The organism is Bacillus sp. AFS001701, from assembly GCF_002559405.1.
Lineage (GTDB): Bacteria > Bacillota > Bacilli > Bacillales > Bacillaceae_G > Gottfriedia.
This window is the reverse complement of the sequence record NZ_NTZO01000040.1, coordinates 19,245-33,878: the sequence shown is the minus strand read 5'-3', so window position 1 is coordinate 33,878 and position 14,634 is coordinate 19,245. Positions and strand designations below refer to the sequence as shown.

Genomic DNA, 14,634 nt, shown 5'->3' with positions numbered 1-14,634 from the left:
AGACGTATTAGTCGAAATCGAGTGTATCGCAGTTGTCTAAGTCAATCAGACAGTAAATAAATTTATTTGTGAAGAATGTAAAACCTGAAATTATTTTCAGGTTTTTTTTATATTCATTAAAATTCAATTAAAATCTTCCGATAAATAAGTTAAAGACATTAATTAAGTAAACATTTGTAAAAATTAAATAATTTAAATAAAAATTTTCCAAAAAGAAGGAAATTATTGATAATTGTTGAAACTTACTAATTATGGTTTAAGTTGATAAAGGTGGTGAACAAGATGGAAGTGACAGACGTAAGACTACGCCGCGTAAACACGGAGGGTCGTATGAGAGCTATCGCATCAATTACATTAGATCATGAATTTGTTGTTCATGATATTCGCGTAATCGATGGTAATAACGGTTTATTTGTAGCAATGCCAAGTAAACGTACTCCGGATGGAGAGTTCCGTGATATCGCTCATCCGATTAACTCTTCAACTCGTAGCAAAATACAGGATTCTGTATTAGCTGAATATCACCGTGTAGGTGAGTTGGAAGAAGACTTTGAAGAAGCAGGTGCTTCTTAAAAATATGACCAAAAAGAACCCATTAATGTATAATGGGTTCTTTTTTTATGGTATAATAAAATGGATGTATTTTGTGGAAAAATATTAAAATTAGCATTTTGAGCTACCAGGTATAGGTATTTAGATTGATGGAGGATGACTATGTCAAATAAATATGCGATTGTTCTAGCTGCAGGAAAAGGTACTAGAATGAAATCAAAATTATATAAAGTACTTCACCCTGTTTGTGGGAAGCCTATGGTTCAACATGTTGTAGACCACGTATTGTCAGTTGGTGTACAAAATATTGTAACTGTTGTAGGTCACGGAGCGGAATTAGTTAAAACACAAATAGGTGATCATAGCGAATATGCTCTACAAGCTGAGCAATTAGGTACTGCGCATGCTGTTATTCAAGCGGCGCCAATGTTAAAGGGTAAAGAAGGAACTACTTTAGTAATCTGTGGCGACACACCACTAATTTCACCAGAGACAATTCAATCTTTATTCGATGAGCATGAAAGATTACAGGCAAAAGCTACAATTTTAACAGCCCATCTTGAGGATTCAACTGGTTATGGTAGAATAATTAGGGGCGAAAATGGGTCTGTATTAAAAATTGTTGAGCATAAGGATGCAAGTCCAGAAGAGCTTACAGTTCAAGAAATCAATACAGGTACATATTGCTTTGATAATAAGGCATTATTTGAAGCATTAAATGAAGTAAACAATAATAACGCTCAAGGTGAGTACTACTTACCAGATGTTATTGAGATACTAAAAGCAAAAGGCGAAATAGTAGCTGCTTATAAAACAGCAAATTTCGATGAAACATTAGGTGTAAATGATCGATATGCATTATCTATAGCAGAATCTATCATGCGCAAAACTATAAACAAAAAGCATATGTTGAACGGTGTAACAATTATCGATTCAGCTAGCACATATATCTCTGCAGATGCAAAAATTGGTTCGGATACAATTATTTACCCTGGTACAATGGTCTATGGAAATAGTATAATTGGAACGGGTAGTACAATTGGCCCGAATACTGAAATTATCGATAGTGAAATTGGTAATGATACAGTTATTAAACAATCAGTTGTACATGAAAGTAAAATCGGTCATTTAACTACAGTTGGACCATTTGCTCACATTCGTCCGGCGTCAACATTAGGTGATGAAGTTCGAATTGGAAATTTTGTTGAAACTAAGAAAGTTACTTTTGGCAACGGAAGTAAAGCGTCTCATTTAAGCTATATTGGTGACGCGGAAATTGGTCAAGGTGTTAATCTTGGTTGTGGCTCAATCACTGTGAACTATGACGGTAAAAATAAATTTAAAACAACGATCGAGGACAATGTCTTTGTTGGTTGTAATTCAAATTTAATTGCACCTGTAACTGTGAAAAAAGGTTCATACATTGCAGCTGGTTCAACGATTACTGATGAAGTTCCAGAAGATTCACTAGCAATTGCAAGAGCAAGACAAGTGAACAAAGAAGGTTACTATAAAAATTAATTATAGATAAAAAGAAAAGAAAAAAAGCGGAGGGTACACGAAACATGCCTAATCATTATCCAGACAAGCATTTAAAAGTATTTACTCTAAACTCGAATCCTAAATTAGCTGAAGAAATTGCAAAACACATTGGTGTAGAGCTTGGTAAATGTTCGGTTTCTCGTTTTAGCGATGGAGAAGTGCAAATTAACATTGAAGAAAGTATCCGTGGTTGTGATGTATTTATCATTCAATCAACAAGTTTCCCTGTAAATGAAAGTATCATGGAATTATTAATTATGATTGATGCTTTAAAACGTGCATCAGCAAAAACAATTAACATTGTAATTCCTTACTACGGTTACGCTCGTCAAGATCGAAAAGCTCGTTCACGTGAGCCGATTACATCAAAGTTAGTTGCAAATCTACTTGAAACTGCAGGATCAACTCGAGTGATTACACTTGATTTACATGCTCCACAAATTCAAGGATTCTTTGATATTCCGATTGATCACTTATTAGGTGTACCTATCCTTTCAGATTACTTTAGAAAAAAACAGCTTGAAGATATCGTAATTGTTTCTCCTGACCACGGTGGAGTAACAAGAGCGCGTAAAATGGCAGATCGTCTAAAAGCTCCGATTGCTATCATTGATAAACGTCGTCCAAAACCAAATGTTGCTGAAGTTATGAACATCATCGGTAATATTGATGGTAAAACGGCTATCTTAATTGATGATATTATTGATACAGCGGGTACAATTACACTTGCTGCTAATGCATTAGTAGAGCATGGTGCAAAAGAAGTATATGCATGTTGTACACACCCTGTATTGTCTGGACCGGCAATTGATCGTATCGAAAACTCTTGTATTAAAGAATTAGTTGTAACAAATTCAATTTGTCTTACTGAAGATAAAAAGACTGATAAACTTGTTGAATTATCAGTTGCTGGCCTATTAGGTGAAGCGATTATCCGTATATACGAAGAGCAATCAGTAAGTACTTTATTTGATTAATATAAAAATTACATCTTTGCTTTGAAACTTATAAGAGGACGTAACCAGAAGTGGTTACGTCTTTTCGTAATATAACCAAGTGAATTAGAATGGAGGATAATAAAATGAAGTTGTTTGTAGGATTAGGCAACCCAGGTAGAGAGTATGAAAGAACGCGACATAATATTGGGTTCATTGCGATCGATGAATTAGCTCACCGATGGGGCTTTCCATTAACCCAACAAAAATTTAATGGTATTTATACTTCAGGAATTGTGAACGGAGAAAAAGTTTTCTTGTTAAAACCTTTAACATATATGAACTTGTCAGGTGAATGTGTAAGACCATTTATGGATTATTTTAATATTGATTTAGAAGATCTTGTCGTTCTATATGATGAAATGGATATTCCAACCGGAAAGCTACGTCTACGTACAAAAGGAAGTGCTGGGGGTCATAATGGAATAAAGTCATTAATTCAGCATTTAGGAACACAAGAATTCCAACGTGTTCGAATTGGTGTAGATCGTCCATCAAATGGGATGAGTGTTGTAAATCATGTATTATCAAACTTTTTTGAAGAAGAAATTGCTGAAGTAGTTGATGGTGTAAAAAGAGCCGCAGATGCATGTGAATATTTTTTAAAGCATTCTTTCGTGGATGTAATGAATCAATATAATAAAAAATAAAAAAACAGGAATTTAAGCTTTCACATTGAATAAGTATAGTTAGTACAATCCATACTGTATATATGAATTTATGTAGCATGGAGGAAGTAATGGAATTATTAGATTGTCGGTGTCGGTATTGTAGTAAACAAATGGGTAGTATTGAAAAACAACAGTTGTTACAAGTTTCATCTTCGTATTGTCATTCTTTCGATGAAGAATTAAGCGATTTTGTAAATTTTATTCAATCTCCTAATCAAGTAATTTATATTGTGTGCGAGGATTGCGAAATGACTCTATCTGAGTTTCCACATTACCATGAATATAAGAATTTCATAAATTAAATTGCCTTTGGTTTATAACTGAGGCGTTTTTCTGTTTTTTTCTAGACTCTGTTAAGATGAAGTGTGTATTTATCCAAATGACACTTAAAATGGAGTGAATTGCAAAAAAACTATAAATATAAACTTCAACTAAGATTATTGTTACTTAGATTGACTGTTAGGGGAGATTGACTTCGTGATTGGTTTAATTGAACAATTTAACCAGTATAAAGATATTAAGAAAGTAATAAATGGCCTAAAAAATGGTCTAAGAGAACAATTGGTTACAAACTTAACGGGGTCTGCGAAGACATTGCTTGCTGGAGCTGTTTTTAAAGAAACTGGACAAACCCAGTTAATCGTGACAAATAATCTTCTCCAAGCTCAAAAAGTATCGGAAGACCTAAAAACAGTAGTTGGGGAAGATAAAGTATTTTTATATCCTGCAAATGAATTGATTGCTTCAGAGATTGCAGTATCAAGTCCAGAGCTTAGGTCACAAAGACTAATCGCGTTAAACAGTTTGATGTCAAAAAAAACGTCGGTAGTAGTTACACCTGTGTCAGGATTAATTGGCTATTTACCATCTCCAGAATTATGGTCTAACTATCAGATTAATTTTGAAATTGGTGAAGAAATCGACCTGTCGAATTTGATTTCAAAGTTTGTACAAATGGGCTATGAACGTGTTGGGATGGTCGAAAGTAAAGGAGAGTTTAGCGTACGCGGAGGAATTCTTGATATTTATCCGCTAACGTATGAAGATCCTATTCGAATTGAACTCTTTGATACAGAAATCGACTCAATCCGTTCATTTTCTCCTGATTCTCAAAGATCTATTACAAAGTATGAGAGTGTCCATATTGGTCCAGCGACGGAAAGGATTATTTCCAAGACTGATTTGCAATTAGGGGTTCAACGAATTGAACAAGCTTTTAAAACAACTCTATCAAAAATAAGTGATCAACAAGTAAAAGAGTTATTGGTTGAAAAGGTAACCTATGACCTTGAGCAACTAAAGCAAGGGCAATTGATTGATCAAATATACAAATACTTTGGTCTAATCTATGAAAACCAATTTAGTTTACTAGATTATGTACCTAAGGAAACTGTTGTTGTTATTGATGAGATTTCGAGAGTTCATGAAATCGTAGAGCAGCTTAAAAAAGATGAAGCAGAGTGGTATACGTCTTTACTAGCTGAAGGAAATGCATTACATGGTGTAAGTTTTTCACATGACTTTTTTGAATTACTACATTCGAGAAAACGCCAACAAATTCATACGAGTCTTTTTCCAAGAAGAGTACCTCATACGCATCCTGAACAAGTAGTTTCGATTCAATGTAAATCGATGCAAGAGTTTCATGGACAAATGAATCTGTTGAAAAATGAATTAGATCGTTGGAAGAAAAATAAATATACAATTGTTATGCTCTGCGAAAGTGACGAAAGAACAAGTAAAATTGAAAATATATTAGCAGATTACAAAATTGAAGGTAAAATTATTTCTTCTCTTGAGCAAATAAAAAATGGTGAAGTATACATCATGAAAGGGGATCTTCGTTCTGGATTCGAACTTCCTTTAGAAAAATTTGTTCTAATAACAGAGCGTGAGTTATTCACGAAAAAAGCTAAGAAGAAAAAAAGAATTAATACAAAATTATCAAATGCAGAGCGAATAAAAAATTATTCAGAATTAAAAGTTGGAGATTATGTTGTTCATGTAAATCATGGTATTGGTAAATTTTTAGGAATTGAAACATTAGAGATTAATGGTATTCATAAAGATTATTTACATATTCGATATCATGGCGACGATAAATTATTCGTACCGATTGAACAAATTGATCAAGTACAAAAGTATGTTGGTTCTGAAGGTAAAGAGCCAAAGATTTATAAGCTTGGTGGTACTGATTGGAAAAAGGTTAAGAAGAAAGTTGAAGGCTCAGTTCAGGATATAGCTGATGATTTAATTAAGCTATATGCAGAACGCGAAGCATCAAAAGGTTATGCATTTTCACCTGATGGCCTCGAACAACAAGAATTCGAATCTTCATTTCCTTATCAGGAAACTGACGATCAACTTAGATCAATTCATGAAATTAAAAAGGATATGGAAAGAGAACGTCCAATGGATCGACTGCTTTGTGGTGACGTAGGATACGGAAAAACTGAAGTAGCTATTCGAGCGGCTTTTAAAGCAATTGTTGAGGGTAAGCAAGTTGCTATTTTAGTTCCTACTACAATTTTGGCACAGCAGCATTTCGAAACATTAAGAGAAAGGTTTCAAGATCATCCAATAAATATCGGTTTGTTAAATCGTTTCCGCTCTCGCAAACAGCAGCTTGAAACGATGAAAGGCTTAAAAGAGGGCTCGGTCGATATAGTTGTTGGAACACATCGCCTATTATCGAAGGATATTCTATATAAAGATTTAGGACTTTTAATTATAGATGAAGAGCAAAGATTTGGTGTATCTCATAAAGAAAAAATAAAACAACTAAAAGCAAATATAGATGTTTTAACGTTAACTGCAACTCCAATCCCTCGTACATTGCATATGTCGATGCTAGGAGTAAGAGATTTATCAGTTATTGAAACGCCGCCAGAAAATCGTTTTCCAGTTCAAACATATGTAGTTGAATATAATGCTGCATTAGTGAGAGAAGCGATTGAAAGAGAGCTTGCTCGGGATGGGCAAATATATTTCTTATATAATCGAGTAGAAGATATTGAACGTATGGCTGAACAGATTTCGATGCTCGTACCAGATGCAAAAGTAGCTGTGGCACATGGTCGAATGAATGAAGGGGAACTAGAATCAGTTATGTATGCCTTTTTAGATGGCCAATATGACGTATTAGTCAGTACGACGATTATCGAAACAGGTGTGGATATTCCAAATGTTAATACATTGATTGTATATGATGCAGATCGAATGGGTCTATCAACGCTTTATCAATTAAGAGGGCGCGTAGGACGTTCAAATAGAGTGGCATATGCTTACTTCACTTATAAACAGGACAAAGTATTGAGTGAGGTTGCCGAGAAGCGCCTGCAAGCAATTAAAGAATTTACAGAACTAGGTTCAGGTTTCAAAATCGCTATGCGTGACTTGTCAATACGAGGTGCAGGAAATTTACTTGGAGCACAACAACATGGATTTATTGATTCAGTTGGTTTCGATTTATATTCTCAAATGTTAAAAGATGCAATCGAACAGCGTAGAGGAGTTAAGAAAGAAGATATCATTTCAATTGAAATTGACATTGAAGTAGATGCTTATTTACCTGATACGTATATTCAAGATAGTAAACAAAAAATTGAGATGTACAAGCAATTTAGACGTGTTGAAACGTTTGAAGAGTTAAATGATTTACAAGATGAATTAATGGATCGTTTTGGCGATTTCCCGCTAGAAGTAGGTTACCTATGTCAGGTTGCTCATATTAAACTTTTAGCTATTGCAGAAAAAATTGAACTGATTAAACAAGTTAAATCAGAAGTAAGCGTTTATTTCTCTGAGAAGGCAAGTGCTAATATTGATGGCGGGAAGTTATTCCAACTATGTAATTCATTCGGTAGAGGCATTGGTTTAGGCATGGATGGATCGAAATTAAAAGTAACGCTAGACGTAAAAGGAAAAAATCCAGCTGACTGGCTTACTACGCTAGAAGGTTTAATTAATGGATTAAAGAACGTGAAAAAAGAGAGTGTAAATGCATAGTGAAGTAATGCAAGTGGTTGTTTTAATTAGGCGATAAAGTAATTAAAAGTTACCAAAAAGTGCTTATAGTACTATATTTTTAGTAAAGGTGTTAAAAAATCTCACTTATTTTGTATAGAACTTTCGTTGTGTAGGATACTATCATTAATTAAGGGTGACCTTACCTCATTGTCACTCGGATATCTTTCATCAACGTAGACATGCAAGTAAGTGAGGAGGCGCTTTACAAGTATGAAAGCAACAGGTATTGTTCGTCGAATTGACGATTTAGGTCGAGTAGTAATACCAAAAGAAATTAGGAGAACTTTACGGATTCGTGAAGGTGATCCATTAGAAATATTTGTGGACCGAGATGGAGAAGTCATTTTAAAGAAATATTCACCAATTAGTGAATTAAGTGATTTTGCGAAGGAATACGCTGATGCACTTTACGACACACTTGGACATACTGTTATTATAAGTGACCGAGATTCAGTTGTAGCAGTTGCAGGGGCTTCCAAAAAAGAATACTTAAACAAAAACATTGGTGATATTATCGAAAAAACTATGGCGGAGCGTAACTCAAAAGTAGTTAGCGAGCCTGGGGAAGCTTCATTTATCGAAAGTGTAATTGAAAAATATCAATCCTATGCAGTAGGAGCAATTATCGCAAGTGGGGATCCGATTGGAGCTGTTGTTATCTTTTCAAAAGATAAAACAATTTCTGAAGTGGAAAAGAAAGCAATCGATACTGCTACTAACTTCTTAGCTAGACAAATGGAGCAATAATCATATATGAAGTAAAACATGGGCCAGTAAAGGAATATTACCTTAACTGGTCTTTGTTTTTCCCTTTGATATCAAACTACCGGATTTACATTTTAAAAAACCATTACTTGCTAAAATTGGAAAAGCGAGGGTTTTTCTTTTGGCAACTCTTTACATAAGCCCTAATAATGTAATACATTAAAGGGTGAACCGTCTAACAAAGGAGTTGTAATCCTTTTGCAAAAAGCTAAGCAAAAAGCAGCCCTACAAGGGGCTTTGTTCATAACGATAGCATCATTATTATCGAAAGTACTAAGTGCGTTTTATAAAATTCCTTATCAAAATATTGCCGGCGATTTAGGTTACTATATTTACCAACAGGTATATCCTGTCTACGCAATTGCTTTAGCTTTTTCTACATATGGCTTTCCTTTAGTTTTATCATCTTATGTGGCTGAAAGAATGGCTAAAAAAGATGATAAAGGGGCTAAAGATTTGGTTTATGCAACATTTATGATGTTGTTAGTCATTGGTATATTGTGTTTCTTTACTTTATACATAGGAAGTAATAGTATAGCGAAGTTCATGCGTGATGATCATTTAGCGATGTTAATCCGTGTTGTTAGTGTTGGCTTTTTATTTGTTCCAATCACTTCAGCATTTCGAGGATATTATCAAGGTTTAGGGGATATGGGTCCAACTTCAGTCAGTCAGGTGATTGAGCAATTAATTCGAGTCATTACGATTTTAGTGCTGTCCCTTTATTTAATGCAAACGACCGACAATCTTTATATTGTAGGTGCAGGGGCTGTTTCAGGTTCGATACTTGGTAGTATAGCAGCGATACTGTACTTCTTTTATTGGGTTTCTTTTCGTGGTTCTGGTTTGACCATACCATCATTTGGTTTACTCAAAACCTATCGCTTAGAATTAAAAACAATTTTGTATCAAGGTATCCTACTAAGCTTAAGTAGTTTAGTACTTGTATTCATTCAGTTTATCGATTCACTCTCTTTTTATCCGTTACTAGTACAATATGGATATCATGTTGAAGGTGCTAAGCTAGTAAAGGGTATTTATGATCGTGGATTTCCGCTAATTCAATTAGGCTCTGTCATTGCTTCATCATTTTCACTGGCCCTAATTCCGTATTTATCTAGTGAATTAGTTCGTAAAGAACATCATTCTATTAATAATCGAATCTCAGGTGCCATTAGAGTAAGTATTGTAGTAGGAGCAGCAGCTACAATTGGTTTAATTTCAATTATCCATCCAACCAATATCATGCTTTATCGAAATGATTTAGGAACGGATGTCCTAACTGTTTTATGTATATCGATCTTCTTTGCTGGGGTATCGATTACGACATCTTCAATCGCACAAGGATTAGGTAAAAGTTTAATTCCGGCTTTAAATGTCATTGCTGGAGGATGTGTTAAATTTATTGGAAATATTATTTTAATGGAGCAAATCGGATCTAAAGGAGCAGCTTATTCAACGGTATCTGCTTTAATTATTGTTACGATTTTAAACTTAGCTTATATATATAAATTGTCAAAAGTAACATTTTTTGACTTTAAGTTTATTGTGAAATTACTAGTATCTGTAGCCATTATGTATGGTTGTGTATATGGTTATGAATATGTTTTTGAAAAATATGCGATGTTTATTAACCCACTTCGTTTAAGAATGTTAGTTGAGGCATTATCTTCAGCGGTTGTAGGAGCAATCGTATTCGCGATTGTATTAATAAAAATTAAGTTATTTACAGTAGAAGAGCTAAGCTCAATCGTTAAAAGTGAAAAATTACAGAAATGGCTTTCTTAAAAGAACAGGAGGATCAAAATGAACAAGATTACAGTTTTAGGTTTAGGAGCAGGTGACCTTAATCAGCTTCCATTTGGTATCTATAAAGAGTTACAAAAAACTGACAATCTTTATTTACGTACAAAAGACCACCCTGTTATAAGTGAATTAGAAAAAGAAGGATTAACGTTCCAATCATTCGATGAAATTTATGAAAAACATGATCGTTTTGAAGAGGTATATGAAGAAATTGTTCAACTACTGGTGAAAGTTTCTGAAGAAGGTGCAATTACATATGCTGTACCAGGCCATCCTCTTGTAGCGGAAAAAACTGTTCAGCTATTAATAGAGCTTGCAGATGAAGGAAATATCCAGCTAGACATCAAAGGTGGACAAAGCTTCTTAGATGCGATGTTTACAAGTTTGAAAATTGATCCAATCGAAGGCTTCCAGTTTGTTGATGCAACGGATTTAGGGGCGGAGTCGATTACGTTTAGACAGCATTTGATCATCTGCCAGGTTTACGATCAAATGACTGCCTCACACGCGAAATTAAAGCTAATGGAGCAGCTTCCTGATGATTATGAAGTCGTAATAGTTACGGCAGCGGGTAGTTCAAATGAGCAAATAAGAAGAGTACCACTATATGAGTTAGATCGCGATACATCAATTAATAATTTGACAAGCGTTTATGTACCTCCAGTTAAAAATGAAGAGGATCTGTATCATCAATTTGAAACACTTCGTTCTGTCATTGCTACTTTAAGAGGCCCTAATGGATGTCCGTGGGATCAAAAGCAAACACATGAATCATTGAAAAAATACTTATTAGAAGAGGCTTATGAGCTACTTGAAGCAATCGATGAAGAAGATGACGATCATATTATTGAAGAACTTGGAGATGTTTTACTTCAAGTCATGTTACACGCCCAAATTGGAGAAGATGAAGGTTACTTCTCAATCCAAGATGTAATTCAAGGATTAGTAAGCAAACTAATCTATCGTCACCCTCACGTATTTTCAACAGTTCATGTGAATGATGAGGAAGACGTACTAAAAAATTGGCAAGAATTAAAACAAGCTGAAAAAGGACATGTCATTGAATCTGTTCTTTCAGGCATACCAAAGGATCTTTCAGGAATATTAAAAGCAGAGAAACTTCAAACTAAGGCTGCGAAAGTAGGGTTTGATTGGAAGGAACTACCGCCAGTAGTGGATAAGGTTAACGAAGAGTTAGCTGAAGTACTTGATGCCATCAAATTGAACGATCAGTCTAAAGTTGAAGCGGAACTTGGTGATCTTTTATTTAGTATTGTTAATTTAGCACGTTTTATAGATGTAAATCCTGAAGAAGCGATTTTAAAAACAAATATGAAATTTACAAAACGTTTTCAATATATTGAATCAAGACTTCGTGAAATAAACAAGACATTTTCTGATGTATCTCTTGAAGAAATGGATGAGATATGGAATGAAGCTAAAAAATATGAATAATGTCTTATTGAATGAGAATTGAGGAGAATAAATTATGAGACTTGATAAATTTTTAAAAGTATCGAGAATTATTAAGCGTCGTACACTTGCAAAAGAAGTAGCTGACCAAGGAAGAATAACAATCAATGGAACAGTTGCAAAAGCATCTACAGAAGTCAAAGTAAATGACGAATTAAAAATTCGATTTGGACAAAAAATTGTTACAGCAAAAATTAATTTACTTAAAGAGACCGTTCGAAAAGAAGAAGCAGATGCAATGTATACAATCATTAGTGAGGAAAAACTGTCAGATAGCTTGTTCTAAAAAAGTTGTCCCTTCATATACTTGTACAAATAACACTGTATTAGGAATCGATTTACAAGAGGTACAGTTTATGTAAATGGAGGGACTAGTATGAATAATCCATATGAGTTAAATGCGAAAAATACAAGCCAAATAATCGAGCAGGATTTATCGTTAAAAAGTAGAAGATATCTTGAAATTACTGGAGTAAAACAGGTTGAGAGCTTTGATAGTGAAGAGTTCCTATTAGAAACAGCTTTAGGCTTTTTGCATATTAAAGGTCATAATTTACAAATGAAAAACCTCGATGTAGAAAAAGGTCATGTAGCAATCAAGGGAAAGATTAATGAACTTTGTTATATTGACGAATACAACTCGGGGAAAGCTAAAGGAATCTTTAGCAAGCTATTTAAATGAGCTTAAACGTTCAGTTCTACTCTATGATAGCGATGGTCGGTATGGGTGCTTATCTTGGTATGGCACTAGATACATACCATCGTTTTTTATATCGAGGTACTCGTAATCGATTGATTGTATTTGCAACTGATATATTATTTTGGATTTTTCAAGCTCTATTAGTTTTTTATGTATTATACTTAGTTAATGAAGGTGCACTTAGGTTTTATTTACTATTAGCTTTACTATGTGGTTATGCGGCATATCAAAGTCTTTTTCGAACTATTTATAAAAAAATATTAGAACTTGTTATTCAACTAGTTATTAGCATTTATCGCATTATAGTAAAGTTGATCGTAATATTTATTGTAAAACCTATAAAGTGGATTATTCAGGTAATAATTATCATTCTTTTGTTTATTTATGGACTCCTTATTCGACTAATCCGTTTAGTTTACAACGTAGTACTATCAATTCTTTTGTTTTTCGGCAGAGTATGTTGGTTTTTTGTGCCAAAACGAGTCAAAAACTATTTAATACAATTTAAAGGAGTTTTCGGAAAATTCAAGAATATCTTCCTTACTACTATTAAAAAAGTAAAGGACCTTTTAGATAGGAGGAAGAAATAGGTGGAACATGCGAGAAAATTAGATTTAACTAGACAAGTTCAAGATAAACAAAATATTACTTTAGTTGAGGAAAATGGTGTTAAGCCAAGGAGAAGGAGTTTTAAAAAGTTTTTAGTGCGAATTTCATTATTCTGCTTTTTAACTGTCCCCCTATTCTTTTTATTACAATCTCATTATGTAACACAACAACATGTGTATTCATCTAAAGTAAAGCAACTAAAACTAGCAAAGGTTGAGTTAAAGAAAACTAAGAGTACGGTAGAGGATTCGAAGCGCATGATCGACCAATTGAACGATGATCAATATATTATTGAGTTAGCTAGAAAAAACTTATTTTTTTCTAAAAAGGGAGAAATAATTTTTCCTAATATCAAGTAATTATCGTTTCATTGACACTTGTTTTTATAATTTTATATAATATAGTAAATCCAGTTAACATTTTTAAGGAGGAGCATTTTTTTTATGTCAATTGAGGTAGGCAGCAAAGTTAGTGGGAAAGTTACAGGGATTACAAATTTTGGTGCTTTTGTAGAGTTACCAGAAGGAGTAACTGGACTTGTTCACATTAGTGAAGTAGCTGACAACTATGTTAAAGATATTAACGAACATTTAAAAGTTGGCGATGAAGTAGAAGTAAAAGTAATCAATGTTGAAAAAGACGGTAAAATCGGTCTTTCAATCAAAAAAGCGAAAGAACGTCCACCAGTAAAAGAGGGAGAGCGTGAGCAAAGACCTCGTCAAAGCAGACCTTCATATGGAGGTGGCGGTGGTGGTAACCGTGGCAAAAATCAAAACCGTTCGGATCAACGTCCGGTTAAAGAAACATTTGATCAAAAAATGAGTAAATTTTTAAAAGACAGTGAAGACCGTCTAGCTTCATTAAAACGTAACACAGAATCTAAACGTGGTGGCCGTGGAGCTCGTCGAGGCTAATTTCCTACCTTGTCAGGACATAAATAGGTATATAGAACACGCACTCTTTAATGGGTGCGTTTTTGTATGAAAAAAAATAATAAAATAAGATTTAAAAAAACTGTTGACGGTTAATTAGTACCATGATAATATAAATCTTGTCGTTTAAAGATAATGGCGGTGTAGCTCAGCTGGCTAGAGCGTACGGTTCATACCCGTGAGGTCGTGGGTTCGACTCCCTCCGCCGCTACCATTCCCTTTAACGGCCCGTTGGTCAAGTGGTTAAGACACCGCCCTTTCACGGCGGTAACACGGGTTCGAATCCCGTACGGGTCATACAACAACAAAAACGTTTGGTCTCTATAAGAGAGGCTAAGCGTTTTTTCTTTTCCAGGAACATGCGTCCACATCTTTTAATCTCACTCTTCATTCCATACTTTCTCTTCTTATTCTGAATTTCGATTGACATAAAATTTAATAATTGCGTTTCTTTTACCCTATTAGAGAAATTATGCTGCTAGCTTTCCTCATATTTTGTAAAACAGTTGTAGGTAAAAGCTTTTTCCGTCGAAGAAAACTTTTATTTGCCTTTGTCATTT

General features: G+C 34.2%; 14 protein-coding genes and 2 tRNA genes. All 16 read left to right on the top strand.

Going from position 1 to position 14,634, the window contains the following annotated elements:
- Positions 1-282: 282 nt before the first annotated feature.
- The 16 genes from spoVG (at position 283) to CN514_RS04025 (ending at position 14,371) form a co-directional block, all read left to right on the top strand.
- Entirely contained in the window at positions 283-573 is a 291-nt protein-coding gene (gene spoVG / locus CN514_RS04100; RefSeq protein WP_056474486.1) for a septation regulator SpoVG, read from the top strand.
- A 141-nt stretch (positions 574-714) separates the two neighbouring features.
- A complete protein-coding gene (glmU, locus tag CN514_RS04095; protein ID WP_098231500.1) occupies positions 715-2,073 on the top strand; it encodes a bifunctional UDP-N-acetylglucosamine diphosphorylase/glucosamine-1-phosphate N-acetyltransferase GlmU in 1,359 nt (452 codons plus the stop codon).
- Between the two features lie 44 nt (positions 2,074-2,117).
- Entirely contained in the window at positions 2,118-3,071 is a 954-nt protein-coding gene (locus CN514_RS04090; protein WP_098231499.1) for a ribose-phosphate diphosphokinase, read from the top strand.
- A 104-nt stretch (positions 3,072-3,175) separates the two neighbouring features.
- Positions 3,176-3,739 (top strand): aminoacyl-tRNA hydrolase, encoded by a 564-nt coding sequence (gene pth, locus CN514_RS04085; protein WP_098231498.1) that lies wholly within the window; start codon positions 3,176-3,178, stop codon positions 3,737-3,739.
- Between the two features lie 89 nt (positions 3,740-3,828).
- Complete coding sequence (locus CN514_RS04080; RefSeq protein WP_176525784.1) at positions 3,829-4,062, top strand: anti-sigma-F factor Fin; 234 nt, start codon at positions 3,829-3,831, stop codon at positions 4,060-4,062.
- A 175-nt stretch (positions 4,063-4,237) separates the two neighbouring features.
- Positions 4,238-7,768: a transcription-repair coupling factor gene (gene mfd / locus CN514_RS04075; protein WP_098231496.1), complete on the top strand. Its 3,531-nt coding sequence runs from the start codon at positions 4,238-4,240 to the stop codon at positions 7,766-7,768.
- A gap of 231 nt (positions 7,769-7,999) precedes the next feature.
- Positions 8,000-8,536 (top strand): stage V sporulation protein T, encoded by a 537-nt coding sequence (gene spoVT / locus CN514_RS04070; protein WP_069033960.1) that lies wholly within the window; start codon positions 8,000-8,002, stop codon positions 8,534-8,536.
- Between the two features lie 216 nt (positions 8,537-8,752).
- On the top strand, positions 8,753-10,342 hold the full coding sequence (locus tag CN514_RS04065) for a putative polysaccharide biosynthesis protein (RefSeq protein WP_098231495.1): 1,590 nt from the start codon (positions 8,753-8,755) through the stop codon (positions 10,340-10,342).
- 18 nt (positions 10,343-10,360) lie between these two features.
- Complete coding sequence (yabN, locus tag CN514_RS04060) at positions 10,361-11,815, top strand: bifunctional methyltransferase/pyrophosphohydrolase YabN (protein WP_098231494.1); 1,455 nt, start codon at positions 10,361-10,363, stop codon at positions 11,813-11,815.
- A gap of 34 nt (positions 11,816-11,849) precedes the next feature.
- A complete protein-coding gene (locus CN514_RS04055) occupies positions 11,850-12,119 on the top strand; it encodes an RNA-binding S4 domain-containing protein (RefSeq protein WP_056474461.1) in 270 nt (89 codons plus the stop codon).
- Between the two features lie 90 nt (positions 12,120-12,209).
- Positions 12,210-12,515 carry a sporulation protein YabP gene (yabP, locus tag CN514_RS04050; RefSeq protein ID WP_056474457.1) on the top strand — a complete coding sequence of 102 codons (306 nt, stop codon included), beginning with the start codon at positions 12,210-12,212 and terminating at the stop codon, positions 12,513-12,515.
- Positions 12,512-13,123 (top strand): spore cortex biosynthesis protein YabQ, encoded by a 612-nt coding sequence (yabQ, locus tag CN514_RS04045; RefSeq protein ID WP_098231493.1) that lies wholly within the window; start codon positions 12,512-12,514, stop codon positions 13,121-13,123. The genes yabP and yabQ overlap by 4 nt, the downstream gene beginning before the upstream one ends.
- Positions 13,124-13,501 carry an FtsB family cell division protein gene (locus tag CN514_RS04040; protein ID WP_098231492.1) on the top strand — a complete coding sequence of 126 codons (378 nt, stop codon included), beginning with the start codon at positions 13,124-13,126 and terminating at the stop codon, positions 13,499-13,501. It abuts the gene before it with no gap.
- An 84-nt stretch (positions 13,502-13,585) separates the two neighbouring features.
- Entirely contained in the window at positions 13,586-14,056 is a 471-nt protein-coding gene (locus CN514_RS04035) for a S1 domain-containing RNA-binding protein (protein ID WP_056474447.1), read from the top strand.
- Between the two features lie 155 nt (positions 14,057-14,211).
- Positions 14,212-14,288, top strand: a tRNA-Met gene (locus CN514_RS04030).
- An 11-nt stretch (positions 14,289-14,299) separates the two neighbouring features.
- Positions 14,300-14,371 (top strand) — tRNA-Glu (locus tag CN514_RS04025).
- The last annotated feature ends 263 nt before the right edge of the window (positions 14,372-14,634 follow it).